The following is a 15,738-nucleotide window of genomic DNA, read 5'->3' on the forward strand; positions in this document are numbered from 1 at the left end:
CCTATGAATCCATTATTATTAACAGATGGTTACAAAGTTGACCACAGACGACAATATCCTGAACACACCACACTGGTGTATTCTAACTGGACACCAAGAAAAAGCCGCTACAATGAAATTGATCATGTGGTTTTATTTGGCTTGCAGTACTTTATCAAAAAATACATCATCGAGGAGTTTGATAAAAACTTTTTCAGTCAGCCTAAAGAAGAGGTTTTAAAAAAATACGCGAGTCGTATTAACAATTACCTGGGCGAAAACCTCGTGGGTACTGCACATATCGGCGCTTTGCACGATCTGGGCTACATCCCAATGGTATTTAAATCCTTACCCGAAGGGGCTAAAGTGCCCTTGCGCATTCCGATGTTTACCATGTACAACACGTTGCCTGAATTTTTTTGGCTGACCAATTATTTCGAGACCTTGCTTTCGGCAGTGGTTTGGTTGCCTTGTAATTCAGCAACGCTGGCTTTACAATACCGTGGTATTTTAGATCGTGCAGCCAATGAAACATCGTCGGTACCTGAATTTGTAGATTGGCAAGGACATGATTTTTCCATGCGCGGTATGGGTGGCATAGAAGCTGCGGTTACTTCGGCAGCAGGCCATTTATTAAGTTTCACTGGTACAGATACCATACCGGCCATTGATTTTCTGGAAGAATATTACAATGCCAATTCAGATGAGGAGTTAATCGGTGGTTCGGTTGCTGCAACCGAGCACTCCGTGATGTGCATGGGCACCAATACCGGTGAGCTCGAAACCTTTAAAAGATTAATTTTAGAAGTTTACCCTAAAGGAATTGTTTCTATTGTATCGGATACCTGGGATTTATGGAAGGTTTTAACCGAATATTTACCACAGCTTAAAAATGAAATTGTTAACCGCGAGGGCAAAGTAGTTATCCGCCCAGACTCTGGCGATCCGGTCGATATCATCTGCGGTAATCCAAATGGTAGACATGAAAATGAGCAGAAAGGTGTAATTGAACTGCTTTGGGATGTTTTTGGGGGCAAAGTAAATGCTAAAGGTTTTAAAGAATTGGTTCCGCAAATTGGTGCAATTTATGGCGATAGTATTAATTTAGAAAGGGCCACTCAGATCTGTGAACGGTTAAAAGCCAAAGGTTTTGCATCTACCAATGTAGTACTGGGTATTGGTTCTTTTACCTATCAGTACAATACCCGCGATACTTTTGGTTTTGCTATGAAAGCTACTTATGGTGAGGTAAATGGCGAAGGCAGGGAGATTTTTAAAGACCCCGTTACTGATGACGGAACTAAAAAATCGGCAAAAGGTTTGTTGCACATTTTTAAAGATGCAAATGGCGAATATCAGTTAAAAGACCAGTGCACATGGGAAGAAGAGCAGGAAGGTGAGTTGAAAGAAGTGTTCAGGGATGGAAAATTATTGATCGATCAAACGTTGGCCGAAATCAGGGCGAGGATTAGAAGTCAGTCCTAAATTGCATTTGGCCTTAAGCAATCCGTTCAATTACTTCATCTGGTAAAAGATGCCAGATGGAGCAATTGAGCTGTTATTACCCTTATCATTTAATAACTTAAAGACTGATCATGTTGAAACGAATCCTTTAAGTTTATTACATTCCTGATTCGCCACTTTCCATATTTTTTCTATCTTTGGTTTTTAATGAATTTCCTGTATCCGGGCTTTCTTTTTGCGCTAATATCGGTTGCTATTCCGGTTATTATTCATTTATTCAATTTTAGGAAGTTTAAAAAGGTTTATTTCTCCAATGTTCAGCTTTTAAAAGAAGTAGAGCAACAAAACTCATCAAAGGAAAAACTTAAAAACCTGTTGATCCTGTTATCCCGGATTTTGGCTATCACCTTTTTGGTGCTGGCATTTGCCCAGCCTTACATTCCGGACCATCATCAAAAAACTACGGTGGCAAATAACATCATCAGTGTTTACATCGATAACTCTTACAGCATGGAGGCCATCAATAAAGATGGTAGCCTGCTTGATGAAGCCAAACGCAGGGCAAAAGAACTCGTTAAAGGTTTCGGAATCAACGACCGTTTTCAGCTTTTAACGAACGATTTTGAAGGGAAACATCAGCGTTTACTGAACCAGGAGGCCTTTTTAAAAGCTTTGGATGATTTAAAAATCTCTGCTGCCACCCGCAATCTCCAACAGCTATTGAACAGGCAGGGAAATATTTTAACCGGAGCTGAAAATAAGTACAGCTTTTTAATCTCCGATTTTCAAAAAAATATTTCTACGGGCAACAAACTCGAAACCAGACCTGATATTCAATACTCGTTTTTAAAGCTTAATGCGAATATTTTGCCCAATGTGGCCGTTGATAGCGTTTGGATCCTTTCGCCAAATCATCAACCTGGTGCGAATGAACGCCTGGTGGTACAGCTAAAAAATTATTCGGAAGAAGAGGCTAAAAATATTCCTTTAAAATTAAACATCAACAACCAGCAGAAAGGTTTAGGCGCTGTTACCATACCAGCAGGAAAAACGGTGAAAGACACCTTAAACTTTTCTGGACTTGCTGCAGGATGGCAAAAAGGGATAATTACCATTAAAGACTTTCCGGTAACTTTTGATGATACACTTTCGTTCAGTTTCAAGGTAGATGAAAGTCTTCCTGTCTTAAGCATTAACGGAGCTAATGCCGGTAACTATATTAAAGCTTTATTTGCAACCGATACTTATTATAAGCTTACCGAGAATGCCGAAAGCAATATAAATTATAGCAATTTTGCCAATTATGGCTTAATTGTGCTGAATGGATTGAAAAATCCATCAACGGGTTTAGCGCAGCAGCTTAAAACCTACATTAGTGGGGGTGGAACGGTTGTCCTCTTTCCTGATCTTGATGCCGATATCAAGGTATATAACCCATTTTTAAGTGCATTGTCGCTGCCAACAATCCAGTTGCTTACTAGCACCGCTACCAAAGTTGATCAAATTGACCTTCAAAACCCGATTTTTAAAACGGTTTTTGAGGAAATTCCTAAAAATCTCGATCTGCCGGCAGTTAACCGTTACTATTCTTTTAGTGAAACAAATACTTCCAATAAAGAGGATATCATGACGTTGCCCGGAAGGAAATCATTTTTCTCCAAATATGGCATTGGAAATGGTCAGGTTTATTTAGCTGCTTCCGGCTTAAATGCAAATGATGGTAACCTGGCACGTCACCCGGTTTTTGTACCCTTAATTTACCGCCTGGCATTGAGTGGCGGTAACGAAAATCCATTATATTATAATCTTGGTAACGATAATGCTCTGGCCAGTAAAAAGATTGTCTTAGGTAAAAACCAGACCTTAAAAATTGTAGCCGATCATTTTGAAGCCATCCCCGAAATAAGACAGGCAGACGGTAAAACGCTGATTTATATTGCCGATCAGATTAAAAATGCGGGTTTTTATAGCCTAAAGCTTGCCGATTCGCTGCTTGCTGTTTACAGCTTTAACAACGGCCGGACAGAATCTGATATGCATTATTTAAGCAAAACAGCACTTGAGCAGTTAGCGGGTAAAAGTAACCTGAAAATATTCGATACCGATAAGGATGCCGTTAAATTAATTGCCGGCGGTAATAAAATCGGACAGACATTATGGAAACTTTGTCTAATTTTGTCGCTGATTTTTATTGCAGCAGAAATTTTGCTCATCCGATTTTTTAACAACACAAAAAGAACAATATGAATCTCCTGGTTAAAAATGTAACCATTGCCGATCCGCAGAGTAAATTTAATCACCAGCAATGCGATGTTCGGATTGAAAATGGTACAATTAAAAACATAGGTAAATTGACTGCCGATGAAAAAGAAACCGTTTTTGATGCCCAGGGTGCTTTTTTAACGCCTGGTTTTTTCGATTTGAACTGTGCGGCAGGCGATCCGGGCTTTGAAACCAGAGAAGATATCCAAACCCTTACGGCCACGGCTCAGGCAGGTGGTTTTACGGGATTGGCCTTATTGCCGCATACCAGTCCGGTGGTGCAGTCAAAATCCCAGGTAGAATACATTATTAACAGGGCCAAAAACAACCTGGTTGATGTTTTGCCTGTTGGAGCGATCAGTCAGAACCGCGAAGCTAAAGAACTTTCCGAGCTATTTGATATGCAACAGGCGGGAGCAGTTGCCTTTTCTGATGGCGATAAAGCGTTGCAGGATGATGGTTTTATGAGCCGCGCCTTACAATACGCTAAAGGTTTTGATGCATTATTGATGGTTTACCCGGAAAATAAGTCGATTGCTGGCAAATCGCAGATCAATGAGAGCAAAAATTCCGTGCTTTTGGGGATGAAAGGTTTACCTGCTTTAGCAGAAGAGCTGCACATTTCGCGCGATATTTTCCTGGCAGCTTACAACGAAACCAAAATCCACATTAGCAATATTTCAACCGCTGGTGCAGTGGCCCTGATCCGTAAGGCCAAGAAAGATGGCGTGCAGATCTCTTGCGACGTAACTGCCCATCACCTGGTATTTACCGAAGAACTTTTAAGCGATTTTGACAGCAATTATAAAGTTAAACCACCCTTACGCGGTAAAGCGGATGTTAAAGCTTTAATAGCAGGTTTAAAAGACGGAACCATTGATGCCATTACCTCACAGCACCGCCCGGAAGAAATCGAATTTAAAAATGTAGAGTTCGAAATTGCCCATTATGGCATCATTGCCTTGCAAACCGTATTGCCATTATTATTAAAGGCAGGACTGGATGTTGCTTTAATTGCCGAGAAATTAGCCATTAATCCGCGTAAATTGTTAAATTTAACTGTTCCCGTAATAGAAGAAGGTGCCAAAGCCAACTTTACGGTATTTAGTGCCACCGAAAAGTGGCTATACAATGCAGCTAGTAATTACTCTAAATCGGCAAATAGCCCTTTACTGGGTACAGAGCTTACGGGTAAAGTAAAACTGGTTTGCAACAATGACCAATACTGGCATAATTAGTTAAAAGAGGTTAATTGCGGGTATTGTAAAAGACATTGAATAAATTCATTCTGACGATCGATTTAATGATTTTATAAGCCCTAAATCCTAAAAAAATAATCATGGACAATAGAGTAAAACAGGCGCTAAGCGCTTCAATCAACAAATATGCTGAAGTTTCAGTCATCAGTGTTGAAGGTTTCGAAACAGAGTTATTGGCTGCTTTTGAGCTGGATGTTAATTTTTTAGATAAGGCAGAAGCTTTTGATACGGTTTTCGATAGCCACCCTAAATTTGAAGAATTACGTGAAATATTTTTTGATTTATTGATGGTAAACTTCTTTAGCAGCGATGTACAGAAATTGGAAGACGATTACCTGGAAAGCGAAGAATGGGCAAACATCGAAGAAGAAACCATTGACAGGGGGACAGAGCTTTTAAATCTTTTACTTTATATCAAAGAGTGTAAGGATGAGGACATCGAGCCAGAATTGGGCGATTTCCTGAAAGAGTTTTTATTGGTAGAGGACGATGAGTTTCAGGATGAATTTGAGATTTACGAAGAGCTGATCAGCAACCAGCAACTGGCCGAAAGCAGTGTAGAGGAAATTTGCAAAACAGCTATTAAATTAAACATCAGTGAAGAAATGCAGGAACTGTTTGTGCCGTTTATGGTTTTCTTCCTGGATGTGGAGGGCAGTAATGAAACCACAAAAGAATTAATTCAGTTTAGCCGTAACAAAGCTTTCGATGCTGCATCTTATACATTGATTACAACAATCAATAACTAACTAAAATTATAAAAAAAATGGACAAGAGTGCTCTTATTTCCAAACTAGCTCTAAAAAATGGATTAATGCTGGCTGCGGTTTCAGTAGTTTTATCATTAACCCTGCATTTTATTGATCCCGTATTAATTTATACCAGCTTTGTTGCACAGATAGGGATATTTATTTTGTTTATCGTGCTATTGGTAGTGGTGGGGATTAACATTCGAAAAGAAATTGGTGGGTTCTGGACATTTGGCGAAGCTTTTAAAGCTTTTTTGATTATTTCGCTTATTCTGGCCTTAACTGCAACACTTTATAATGTATTGCTGATGAAAATTATTGATCCGGATCTTCCGGCAAAAGCTGCTGCCGCAATTGAAGATGCGCAGCGTGCAATGATGGAAAAATTCGGTATGGCCAAAGAACAGATAGATGAAGCAATAGCTAAATCAGGTAATATGCAAGAAAAATTAGAGCCAACCTTTAAAAATATTTTTACAAGTTTTGGTGTTTCATTGGCCTTGTACGGTGTTCTTTCTTTAATTCTTTCCGCTATTTTAAAGAAAAAGGAGCCAGTAAGATTAGACTCGTTTCCTAAAGAAGATTAATTCCTTTTATAAAATTTTGAACGTGCAGGTTTTATCATTTAATTTGATGAAATTTGCACGTTTTACTTTAAGCAAACCTCGCAGGTTTCTAGCGGCGTAGCCGAAAACCTGCGAGGTTTATGATTAAAAAATGGATATATCAGTTGTAGTACCCTTATTTAATGAAGATGAATCGCTGCCCGAATTAACGGCATGGATTGATAAAGTGATGGCAGAAAATAATTTCAGCTATGAAATTATTCTGGTTGATGATGGTAGTACCGACAGGTCCTGGGGGGTAATTGAAGAATTAAGGCTTCAGAATACGGCCATAAAAGGTATTAAATTTAGGCGCAATTACGGTAAATCTGCGGCTTTAAATGTAGGTTTCGAAGCAACACAGGGCGATGTGGTAATTACCATGGATGCCGACCTGCAGGATAGTCCGGATGAGATTCCGGAATTGTATCGCCGCATTAAAGAAGAAAAACTTGATCTGATTTCGGGCTGGAAAAAGAAACGCTACGATCCATTAACCAAAACCATCCCAACCAAACTGTTCAACGCAGCTACCCGCAAAATGAGCGGTATAGAACTGAACGATTTTAACTGTGGCTTAAAGGCTTATCGCAGCGATGTGATCAAAACAATCGAAGTATATGGCGAAATGCACCGTTATATCCCGGTAATTGCTAAATGGGCAGGCTTTGGCAAAATAGCAGAGCAGGTGGTAGAACACCGCGCACGCAAATACGGAACCACAAAATTTGGTTTCAGCAGGTTCATCAATGGCTTTTTAGATTTACTGTCGATATTTTTTGTCGGTAAATTTGGCAAACGCCCCATGCACTTTTTCGGTTCACTGGGTGTATTAAGCTTCTTTTTGGGGCTTATTATGTCGCTTTATGTACTGATAGAAAAACAGATCCTGATATGGAAGGGCCTGGCTTATCGTGATGTAACCGACCAGCCGCTGTTTTATTTATCACTGGTAGCGATCATAGTTGGTTCGCAGCTGTTTTTGGCCGGCTTTATTGCCGAGCTTTTATCGCGCAATGCGCCAGAAAGAAACCAGTATTTAATTGAAAAAGAACTTAAATAAGCTGAAAGACTAAAGCTTAAAGCATAAAGCTTTGGTCTTTAGTCTTTCAGCTTTCAGCTTCAAAACATGTTTTTCTCCATCATAATCCCTCTTTACAACCGTCCGCAGGAAATCGACGAACTTTTACATACTTTAACCAAACAAACTTATTTACAGTTTGAGGTGCTGGTAATTGAAGATGGTTCTAAAAACGATGCCAAGGCTATTGTAGATTCTTACGCAGACAAGCTTGATGTAAAATATTATTTCAAGGAAAATGCAGGACAAGGCTTTGCCCGTAATTTTGGTTTTGAAAGGGCCAAGGGAGATTATTTTATCATTTTTGATTCAGATATCCTGGTTCCGGCCGATTACCTGGAAATTGTTAAAAATTATCTTTACGAGCATCATTTAGATGCATATGGAGGCCCTGATGCTGCTCATGATAGCTTTACACCTGTACAGAAAGCGATCAGCTATGCCATGACCTCGCCTTTTACCACAGGAGGCATTCGTGGTAACAAAAAGCATGTTGGGCAATTTCATCCACGCAGTTTTAACATGGGGGTTTCACGTCAGGCCTGGGAAAAAGTTGGTGGTTTTATTTTAACCCGTTTGGGTGAAGATATCGAGTACAGTATCCGTATACATGAAAACGGTTTCAAAATTGGTTTAATCCCTGATGCAAAGGTTTATCATAAGCGCCGGACGAGTTTTAGCCAGTTTTACAAACAACTGCACTTTTTTGGAAGGGCCAGAATCAATATTTATAAACATTTCCCTAAAGAATTGAAACCTGTTCACTTCTTTCCGGCAATATTTACGCTGGGTTTTGGTTTCACTATTTTGTGTAACTTTATTTATCCGCCATTGGCTTATGTTTGTAACTTCTTCTTACTGATTTACTTTATGTTGATATTTTTTCATTCATGGTCTGTAAATAAATCGTTAAAAGTTGCATTTTTGAGCATTATATCTTCATTTATCCAATTAACCGCCTATGGTTTAGGATTTATACAGGATTTATTTAAACGCGTGGTATTCAAACAACAATGATCAATTATCTAAAAGAAAGTACGTTCGCCGTTAACGATGTAATACAAAAGGCATGGGGCATCACTAAGAAGCACTATTTTTCGATTGCCACGCTATGCTTTTTGATGTTTATCACCGCAAGTGCATCGAGCTTAATGGCCTTTTTTATTAAAGATGTAAGCAAAGCCCTGAGTATAATCATGGTAATTATCTTTGTGCTGCTTTATTTTACCATCAATCTTTCATTGTTCAAATACATTTTCCATTTAATGGACGATGAAGAAAGCGATGTAAAAATTGTAGATACCCTGCCCACCAGGTTACAGATTATTCGGTTTTTGGTGGCTACACTTTATTTTGTAGGCTGTATTTTTGGGGTGTATCTGGTGGTAATCCTGGTTGCCTTTCCTTTTATTTATACAGGTATTAATATTGCAACTGTTAAAAATGTAGCCATTTCGGTAGGGATCATAGCCATTTTTATCACCTGGTTAAGAATTTCATTTTTCCCGTTTTTTATTATCGATAAAGGTGCAACTCCTTTCGACTCCATAAAACTGAGTTTGGCTACCACAAAAGGTAATTTTACCAAAATTTTATTGCTATTGGTTGTTTTAGGAGGCGGGTATCTGATTTATTTGTTGTTAAACTACCTGCAATGGCCTTTAATTGCCTTTATTGTAAATATTTTAAGTTCATTTATCATTGTTCCACTATCCAGTGTAGCCTTAACGGTTGCTTACCGTAAAATCTCAAGTGAATATAAAGGCGACGAACATCCGGATATTTTACATAATATCGTTTAGCCCCTAAATCTCCTGGAGGGCAGCTTTTAAATCACCTATTATGCTTGTAATAATTAACGAACTATATTTTAACATTAGAAAGGAGAAGGCCTTTTTTAGGGCTTTGTGATTATGGGACTAAAAGCAGCGTTAAGTAAACCTTTTGCGGCATTTGCTGTTTGGCAGATCAACAAATGGAAGCACAATGCCGTAAATGCTCAAAATAATATCCTGAAAAAGCTTATTGATGACGCCAAAAACACTGCTTTTGGAAAAGATCATCATTTTGCTGAAATCAAAGATTACAGTGATTTTAAAAAGAATGTTCCGGTACGCGATTACGAAGGTTTAAAACCTTACGTAGATCGTGTGGTGGCAGGCGAATCAGATGTACTTTGGAAAGGAAAGCCACTTTATTTTGCCAAAACATCGGGTACTACTTCGGGCGTAAAATATATTCCGCTTTCAAAGGAGTCAATGCCAGAGCATATTAAAGCTGCCCGGAATGCTATTTTAACCTACATCAACGAAACAGGTAAAGCCGGTTTTGTTAACGGTAAAATGATCTTTTTACAGGGGAGCCCGGTGCTGAGTGTAAAGCATGGTATTAATGTGGGGCGTTTATCGGGTATTGTTGCGCATCATGTGCCTGCTTATCTTCAGAAAAATCGCCTGCCTTCTTACCAAACCAATATTATAGAAGACTGGGAGCAGAAGGTTGATGCCATTGTAGAGGAAACGATTAACGAAAACATGACTTTGATCTCTGGCATCCCACCCTGGGTACAAATGTATTTCGATAAACTTTCCGAAAAATCTGGAGGAAAGAAAATTGGCGAAATATTCAGGAATTTTAGCCTCTTTATTTATGGGGGGGTAAATTTCGAGCCGTACAGGGCAAAAATTGAGCAAAGTATAGGTAAGAAAATTGATTCCATTGAAACTTATCCAGCTTCTGAAGGCTTTATCGCCTACCAGGATTCGCAAAAAGACAAGGGCCTGTTGTTATTGGCCGATGCAGGGATTTTTTATGAATTTATCCCGGCAGATGAATATTATAACGACAATCCAACACGTCTATCGCTTGCAGAGGTAGAACTCAATACCAATTATGCCCTGATTTTGAATACCAATGCAGGTTTATGGGGGTATAGTATCGGCGATACCGTTAAATTTGTGTCTAAGAACCCATATAAAATTGTGGTTACGGGCCGTATTAAACATTTTATTTCGGCTTTTGGCGAACATGTAATAGGAGAAGAAGTAGAGCAGGCCATTTTAAGTGTAGCCAACGAAGAAAAGGTAGAAATTACCGAATTTACCGTGGCGCCACAGGTTAATCCGGAAGCGGGTCAACTGCCTTATCATGAGTGGTTCGTGGAGTTTTCATCAGCGCCAAAAGACCTAGCTGCTTTTAGTAAAAAGGTAGATCTGGCCTTGCAAAAGAAAAATATTTATTACTTTGACCTCATTGAAGGAAACATCCTTCAGCCATTGATTGTACGTACCTTGCAAAAAGATGCGTTTGTAAACTACATGAAAAGCGAGGGGAAATTAGGCGGACAGAATAAGGTGCCAAGGTTGAGCAACGATAGGAAACTGGCAGAAGGGTTGGAGAGGTATATTGTTATCTAGCGTGAGTTAACTAAATTGTTAGATGGTTGAATTGTTTAGCATATTGAAGATGAAAATTGCTACATTGTTGTTAATGACCAATTAACCAATGGCGCAGCATATGGAAAAAAATTATTTACAATTAAACCAGATAACAGCATATACAAAATCTTTTCACCTAAGTAATTTGGTATGGGATTTGGTTACTAACTGGGATAATTTTGCAAAATACACTATCGGGCAACAATTTGTTGATGCTGTTGATTCTATATCAGCAAATATTGCCGAAGGCTTTGGCCGGTATCATAAAAAAGATAAGGTCAAGTTTTATTATTATAGCTTTGGTTCTGTTAAGGAATGCTTGGATTGGAATGAAAAAGCAAAGGTTAGAAAGTTGATGAGTGAGGAAATCTATTCAAAGATTTTTGCAACTTTAGAGAATTTGCCGAAAGAAATTCATCAACTAATAAAATTTACAAACGAAAGGTTGAAAATTTAATCGAAGGCTGTTGAAGCAATTAAATTTTTGATACTAGAGAAAGAAAAGCAATTGAACAATATAACAATACAGCAATCTGTAAGAAAAGTAACCATATTAGGTTCTACAGGGAGCATAGGTACACAGGCACTCGAAGTGGTTAGTGATCATCCTACGGTTTTTAAAGTTGCAGTATTATCTGCGCTGAAGAACGCTACATTACTCATTCAGCAAGCGCTTAAATTTAACCCTGCTGTGGTGGTTATTTGCGATGAAAGTAAGTACCACGAAGTTAAAAATGCCTTGTCTGCTACCGATATTAAAGTTTTGGCAGGCGAAGCGGCTTTGTCAGAAGTTGCGGCCTACAGCGATAGTGATATTGTACTTACGGCTTTAATGGGGTCGGTGGGTTTAAAACCTACCATTGCTGCCATAAAAGCCGGTAAAAACATTGCTTTGGCCAATAAGGAAACCTTAGTGGTAGCCGGCGAGCTGATTACCCAATTGGCAGCCGAACACCGGGTTAAGATTTTACCGGTAGATTCGGAGCATTCGGCTATATTCCAGTGTCTGGTAGGTGAGGAGCAAAATGAGATCGAAAAAATTTACCTCACGGCTTCGGGCGGACCATTTTTAGGCAAAACAAAAGATTTCCTTTACACAGTAAAAAAAGAACAGGCATTAAAACACCCTAACTGGGTAATGGGCGCTAAAATTACCATCGATTCGGCTTCGTTGATGAACAAAGGCCTGGAAGTGATTGAAGCCAAATGGCTGTTTAACCTCGAGCCCGACCAGGTTGACGTGATTGTGCATCCGCAATCCATTATCCACTCGCTGGTGCAATTTACCGATGGATCGATGAAGGCACAAATGGGCCTGCCTGATATGAAATTGCCCATTCAGTACGCTTTAAATTATCCCGACAGGCTAAAAAACAATTTTAAACGTTTTAATTTCTTTGAATATCCGAATTTCAGTTTTTTGAAAGCAGATACGGAAACTTTCAGAAATCTGGCGCTTGCTTTTGATTCATTAAGAAAGGGAGGCAATATGCCCTGCATTTTAAATGCTGCGAATGAAGTGGTTGTAGAGGCTTTTTTAAACGATAAAATCGGTTTCCTGCAAATGAGCGAGGTAATTGAGCAGTGTATGGAAGAAATCGCTTTTATTGAAAAGCCACAATTGAACGATTATTTAGAAACCGACAAACATAGCCGTATCTTAGCCGGCGAATTAGTAACAAAAAGTATAGTTTAACATCTAACATAAAATTTTATAATAGAATATGAATGGATTGATTATGGCGGGGCAGCTGCTGCTCGGATTGTCTATATTGGTAATTTTACACGAATTGGGACATTTCCTGGCAGCGAGGGCATTTGGTATTAAGGTAGAGAAATTTTATCTGTTTTTTGATGCCTGGGGTTTTAAACTCTTTAGTTTCAAAAAAGGTGATGTTGAATACGGGATAGGCTGGTTGCCGTTGGGCGGTTATGTAAAAATTGCCGGAATGATTGATGAGAGTATGGATACAGAGCAAATGGCTCAGCCTGCACAACCCTGGGAATTCCGTTCTAAACCAGCCTGGCAACGTTTAATCGTAATGCTTGGCGGTATTATTGTAAATGTAATTGTAGGTATTTTTATTTTTTGGATGCTTACTTTCAATATTGGTCAAAATTATACCATTAACGGTAAACTAAACGATGGTATTTCTGTTGGTAAAATCGGTAAGGAAATTGGTTTACAGAACGGCGATAAGATTTTAGCCATTAATGGTAATAAGCTCATCAAATTTGAAGATGCCATTTCAAGTAAGGTTTTGTTCGATGGCGCGCAGCTAACAGTTTTAAGAGGCAGTAAAACCCTTTATATTGCTGTACCTGATACCATTTTGAACAAAATATCCAAAAACGACAAAGAAAACTTTATTGCTCCGCGTTACAGGATGCAACGGGTAGATAAAGTGAGTGCGCCTGATGAAAAGGCCGATCAGCCATCATTTTTTGATAAACTGTTCAAGCGTAAGTTCGAAAAACCGGTATACCCGGCTTATGCTGCAGGTATTAAACCCGGCGATAGCATTTTATCGGTTAATGGTAAGCCCATCACTTTCTTCGACCAGTTTAAGGAAGAAGTTTCCCAAAATAAATTAAAGCCGGTTACCATCAAGGCATTGCGTAAAGGCAAAGAAATTACATTCAACCTTAAGGTGAGCAAGGAGGGAACGATCGGTATTATCCCTAATTTAAGCACTCCTGAAACAGCACATGTTGATTTTGGCTTTATCGAATCGTTGCCGGTAGGGGCTAATATGGCCTGGAGTACCTTTGTCGACAATGCAAAAGGTATTGGTAAAATGATTACCGGTAAATTGAGTGCACGTAACATCAGCAGTCCAATCGGTATTGCTAAAGTATATGGCAGTACGTTCGACTGGGTTAAATTCTGGACCCTAACCGGATTAATTTCAATGGCACTAGCATTTATGAATCTATTGCCTATCCCTGGCCTTGATGGAGGGCATGTGGTGTTTCTCCTGATCGAAATGGTACAGCGCAAGCCAGTAAGCGAAAAAGTGCTGGAGCGGGCACAGATTGTAGGTTTCGTAATCCTGATTTGTTTAATGGTATTTGCTTTTGGTAATGATATTTTAAAATCATTCGGTAAGTAAACCTGATTGATCATATGGCCACAGATGTGCTGCTCACTACAAAAAGCATATCTGTGGCTTTTTTAATTAAATACCAAGCATGAGCGAACAAAAACAACCCAATTATTTTGAGTTTTACGGACTTCCCGTACAGTTCAATCCCGATCAGCAGCAGGTGAAAGCTAAATTTTATGCTTTCAGCAAACAATACCATCCAGATTTTTATGCCAACGAAAGTGAAGAGAAGCAGCAGGAGGTACTCGATCTGTCGACTTTGAACAATAAGGCATACCAGACACTGAGCAACGCTAAAAAATGCTTAAAATACGTACTGGAGCTAAAAGGTATTGTAGAAACGGATGAAGGTTATCAGTTGCCTCAATCGTTTTTAATGGAAATGATGGATATTAACGAGGCCCTGATGGATTTGCAGTTTGAACCCGATGCCGGAAAACTGGCAGAAGTACGCAAAAATATCGGGTCGATAGAAGAAGAACTAAAAACGGAATTGAGGGATTTAACAAACCAGTTCGATAACAGTCCGGCTGCAGCATCAGATGTTTTATTGGCTTCCATAAAAGATAATTTTTACCGCCAGAAATATATAGACAGGATCAGGGAGAAATTAGCTCAATAATAGGGGAGAGAGGCCGAAGTTGGATGTTGGAAGATAATTTTGCCATACCCGGCTACTCAACTTTGTGTGCCCTGTGCCTTCACGCTGTGCCCTCTGTGGTTAAATCTTGTGTTGCTTAAGTCAGGAGGTGAGGAGTAGATAACCGCACGAGTCCTTTGCTACTGGAAAGATTCTGAATCAGGTTCAGAATGATGGTTGCCTGTGCTTTAAGCCCTAAACCCTAAACCTTCTACCTTGTAAGACACCCGATTGTAAAATCATTTCTTAGTTTTTGAAGGCTGGATACTTTGTTTTACTTTCGGTGCAAACAATCAGATACATGAACAGTTCACTTTCTATTTTTCGTAAGGTAGCCGTTGCCGAAGGAATTTCTTACCTGCTTTTATTATTTGTAGCGATGCCTTTAAAGTATTTTGCCAAAATGCCGCTGTATGTAAAGTATACCGGCTGGGCGCATGGTTTGTTATTTGTACTCTATGCCGCTACTTTAGTGCTGGCCTGGCAGGAACAAAAATGGAAATTTGGCAAAACAGTCCTTATTTTTGTAGCTTCTTTACTGCCTTTTGCCCCTTTTATTGTAGACAGGAAGCTGAAAGATGAACGGCCTGAAAACGCAAGCGGCATACTATAAGCCAGTTGCGGGTTATTTTAAAATATTTTTTGCATTTCAAGTTTCATTATCTACATTTGCAACCCCGTCCAATAAGAATGCCCGGATGGCGGAATTGGTAGACGCGCTGGTCTCAAACACCTGTGGGAAACCGTGCCGGTTCGACTCCGGCTCCGGGTACTGAAAAGCCTTAACAATCTGATTGTTAAGGCTTTGTTTTTTTATTTAAAGTTGGTTTTTAAATAAAGTTACAATGAATTCATCAATTAGTCGTGCTGTGGGATTCGTAATCTAGTTCGACCTTCCAAATTTAAAACTTTCCATTTTTCTTGGTAGATCGAACCAATGATGGATCTTTTTTGCTCAATATCGCCGTTCTGATATAATTCAAGCAGGTTTTGAAGTCTAATCAATGCTTCGTCAACAAAATCATTAAAATCCGTTTTCACAGCTTGGCTTTGTTTTATCCAACGCACCCGGAATAGATAAAATAAACTTAAAACGTCGAAAAAACAAATAAATATTATGCCAAGGCAATCAGGCCATCAAGGCTGATAACGACC

Annotated in this window: 14 protein-coding genes and 1 tRNA gene; all 15 read left to right on the plus strand. The window is 39.2% G+C overall.

Annotation, left to right across the window (positions count from 1 at the left end; all coding sequences use genetic code 11):
• Window positions 1-3 precede the first annotated feature (3 nt).
• The 15 genes from ACFSR6_RS01530 to ACFSR6_RS01600 all read left to right on the plus strand — a co-directional run bounded on the left by ACFSR6_RS01530 (window position 4) and on the right by ACFSR6_RS01600 (window position 15,355).
• Window positions 4-1,464, plus strand: coding sequence for a nicotinate phosphoribosyltransferase (locus ACFSR6_RS01530; protein WP_379074027.1), 1,461 nt, complete (start codon window positions 4-6; stop codon window positions 1,462-1,464).
• Window positions 1,465-1,650: 186 nt separating this feature from the next.
• Window positions 1,651-3,690 carry a BatA domain-containing protein gene (locus ACFSR6_RS01535; protein ID WP_379074029.1) on the plus strand — a complete coding sequence of 680 codons (2,040 nt, stop codon included), beginning with the start codon at window positions 1,651-1,653 and terminating at the stop codon, window positions 3,688-3,690.
• A complete protein-coding gene (locus ACFSR6_RS01540) occupies window positions 3,687-4,943 on the plus strand; it encodes a dihydroorotase (RefSeq protein ID WP_379074030.1) in 1,257 nt (418 codons plus the stop codon). Before ACFSR6_RS01535 ends, ACFSR6_RS01540 begins: the two co-directional genes overlap by 4 nt.
• Window positions 4,944-5,044: 101 nt before the next feature.
• Window positions 5,045-5,713 (plus strand): hypothetical protein, encoded by a 669-nt coding sequence (locus tag ACFSR6_RS01545; RefSeq protein ID WP_379074032.1) that lies wholly within the window; start codon window positions 5,045-5,047, stop codon window positions 5,711-5,713.
• A 17-nt stretch (window positions 5,714-5,730) separates the two neighbouring features.
• On the plus strand, window positions 5,731-6,300 hold the full coding sequence (locus ACFSR6_RS01550; RefSeq protein ID WP_379074034.1) for a DUF4199 domain-containing protein: 570 nt from the start codon (window positions 5,731-5,733) through the stop codon (window positions 6,298-6,300).
• A gap of 130 nt (window positions 6,301-6,430) precedes the next feature.
• Window positions 6,431-7,381, plus strand: coding sequence for a glycosyltransferase family 2 protein (locus tag ACFSR6_RS01555; RefSeq protein WP_379074036.1), 951 nt, complete (start codon window positions 6,431-6,433; stop codon window positions 7,379-7,381).
• 66 nt (window positions 7,382-7,447) lie between these two features.
• Complete coding sequence (locus ACFSR6_RS01560) at window positions 7,448-8,416, plus strand: glycosyltransferase (protein ID WP_379074038.1); 969 nt, start codon at window positions 7,448-7,450, stop codon at window positions 8,414-8,416.
• Window positions 8,413-9,201: a hypothetical protein gene (locus ACFSR6_RS01565; RefSeq protein WP_379074040.1), complete on the plus strand. Its 789-nt coding sequence runs from the start codon at window positions 8,413-8,415 to the stop codon at window positions 9,199-9,201. Before ACFSR6_RS01560 ends, ACFSR6_RS01565 begins: the two co-directional genes overlap by 4 nt.
• Window positions 9,202-9,312: 111 nt before the next feature.
• Window positions 9,313-10,815, plus strand: coding sequence for a GH3 auxin-responsive promoter family protein (locus tag ACFSR6_RS01570; RefSeq protein WP_379074042.1), 1,503 nt, complete (start codon window positions 9,313-9,315; stop codon window positions 10,813-10,815).
• Window positions 10,816-10,915: 100 nt separating this feature from the next.
• Entirely contained in the window at window positions 10,916-11,293 is a 378-nt protein-coding gene (locus tag ACFSR6_RS01575; RefSeq protein ID WP_379074044.1) for a four helix bundle protein, read from the plus strand.
• Between the two features lie 30 nt (window positions 11,294-11,323).
• The gene (locus tag ACFSR6_RS01580; protein ID WP_379075026.1) at window positions 11,324-12,532 is read left to right on the plus strand and encodes a 1-deoxy-D-xylulose-5-phosphate reductoisomerase; all 1,209 of its coding nucleotides are present in this window, start codon (window positions 11,324-11,326) and stop codon (window positions 12,530-12,532) included.
• Window positions 12,533-12,560: 28 nt separating this feature from the next.
• Window positions 12,561-13,949: an RIP metalloprotease RseP gene (gene rseP, locus ACFSR6_RS01585; RefSeq protein ID WP_379074046.1), complete on the plus strand. Its 1,389-nt coding sequence runs from the start codon at window positions 12,561-12,563 to the stop codon at window positions 13,947-13,949.
• A 79-nt stretch (window positions 13,950-14,028) separates the two neighbouring features.
• Window positions 14,029-14,565, plus strand: coding sequence for an iron-sulfur cluster co-chaperone HscB C-terminal domain-containing protein (locus ACFSR6_RS01590; RefSeq protein ID WP_379074048.1), 537 nt, complete (start codon window positions 14,029-14,031; stop codon window positions 14,563-14,565).
• A gap of 319 nt (window positions 14,566-14,884) precedes the next feature.
• Entirely contained in the window at window positions 14,885-15,196 is a 312-nt protein-coding gene (locus ACFSR6_RS01595; RefSeq protein WP_379074050.1) for a DUF3817 domain-containing protein, read from the plus strand.
• Window positions 15,197-15,275: 79 nt separating this feature from the next.
• Window positions 15,276-15,355, plus strand: a tRNA-Leu gene (locus tag ACFSR6_RS01600).
• Window positions 15,356-15,738: the final 383 nt, after the last annotated feature.

The sequence above is a fragment of the Pedobacter vanadiisoli genome, assembly GCF_042684385.1.
GTDB classification, from domain to species: Bacteria; Bacteroidota; Bacteroidia; order Sphingobacteriales; family Sphingobacteriaceae; genus Pedobacter; species Pedobacter vanadiisoli.

What these genes read in the sequence shown, in the direction of transcription:
- ACFSR6_RS01540 (WP_379074030.1), top strand. Translation starts at nt 3,687, where the DNA reads ATGAATCTCCTGGTTAAAAATGTAACCATTGCCGATCCGCAGAGTAAA.
- ACFSR6_RS01535 (WP_379074029.1), top strand. Translation starts at nt 1,651, where the DNA reads ATGAATTTCCTGTATCCGGGCTTTCTTTTTGCGCTAATATCGGTTGCT.
- rseP (WP_379074046.1), top strand. Translation starts at nt 12,561, where the DNA reads ATGAATGGATTGATTATGGCGGGGCAGCTGCTGCTCGGATTGTCTATA.
- ACFSR6_RS01550 (WP_379074034.1), top strand. Translation starts at nt 5,731, where the DNA reads ATGGACAAGAGTGCTCTTATTTCCAAACTAGCTCTAAAAAATGGATTA.
- ACFSR6_RS01590 (WP_379074048.1), top strand. Translation starts at nt 14,029, where the DNA reads ATGAGCGAACAAAAACAACCCAATTATTTTGAGTTTTACGGACTTCCC.
- ACFSR6_RS01565 (WP_379074040.1), top strand. Translation starts at nt 8,413, where the DNA reads ATGATCAATTATCTAAAAGAAAGTACGTTCGCCGTTAACGATGTAATA.
- ACFSR6_RS01575 (WP_379074044.1), top strand. Translation starts at nt 10,916, where the DNA reads ATGGAAAAAAATTATTTACAATTAAACCAGATAACAGCATATACAAAA.
- ACFSR6_RS01545 (WP_379074032.1), top strand. Translation starts at nt 5,045, where the DNA reads ATGGACAATAGAGTAAAACAGGCGCTAAGCGCTTCAATCAACAAATAT.
- ACFSR6_RS01555 (WP_379074036.1), top strand. Translation starts at nt 6,431, where the DNA reads ATGGATATATCAGTTGTAGTACCCTTATTTAATGAAGATGAATCGCTG.
- ACFSR6_RS01570 (WP_379074042.1), top strand. Translation starts at nt 9,313, where the DNA reads ATGGGACTAAAAGCAGCGTTAAGTAAACCTTTTGCGGCATTTGCTGTT.
- ACFSR6_RS01530 (WP_379074027.1), top strand. Translation starts at nt 4, where the DNA reads ATGAATCCATTATTATTAACAGATGGTTACAAAGTTGACCACAGACGA.
- ACFSR6_RS01560 (WP_379074038.1), top strand. Translation starts at nt 7,448, where the DNA reads ATGTTTTTCTCCATCATAATCCCTCTTTACAACCGTCCGCAGGAAATC.
- ACFSR6_RS01595 (WP_379074050.1), top strand. Translation starts at nt 14,885, where the DNA reads ATGAACAGTTCACTTTCTATTTTTCGTAAGGTAGCCGTTGCCGAAGGA.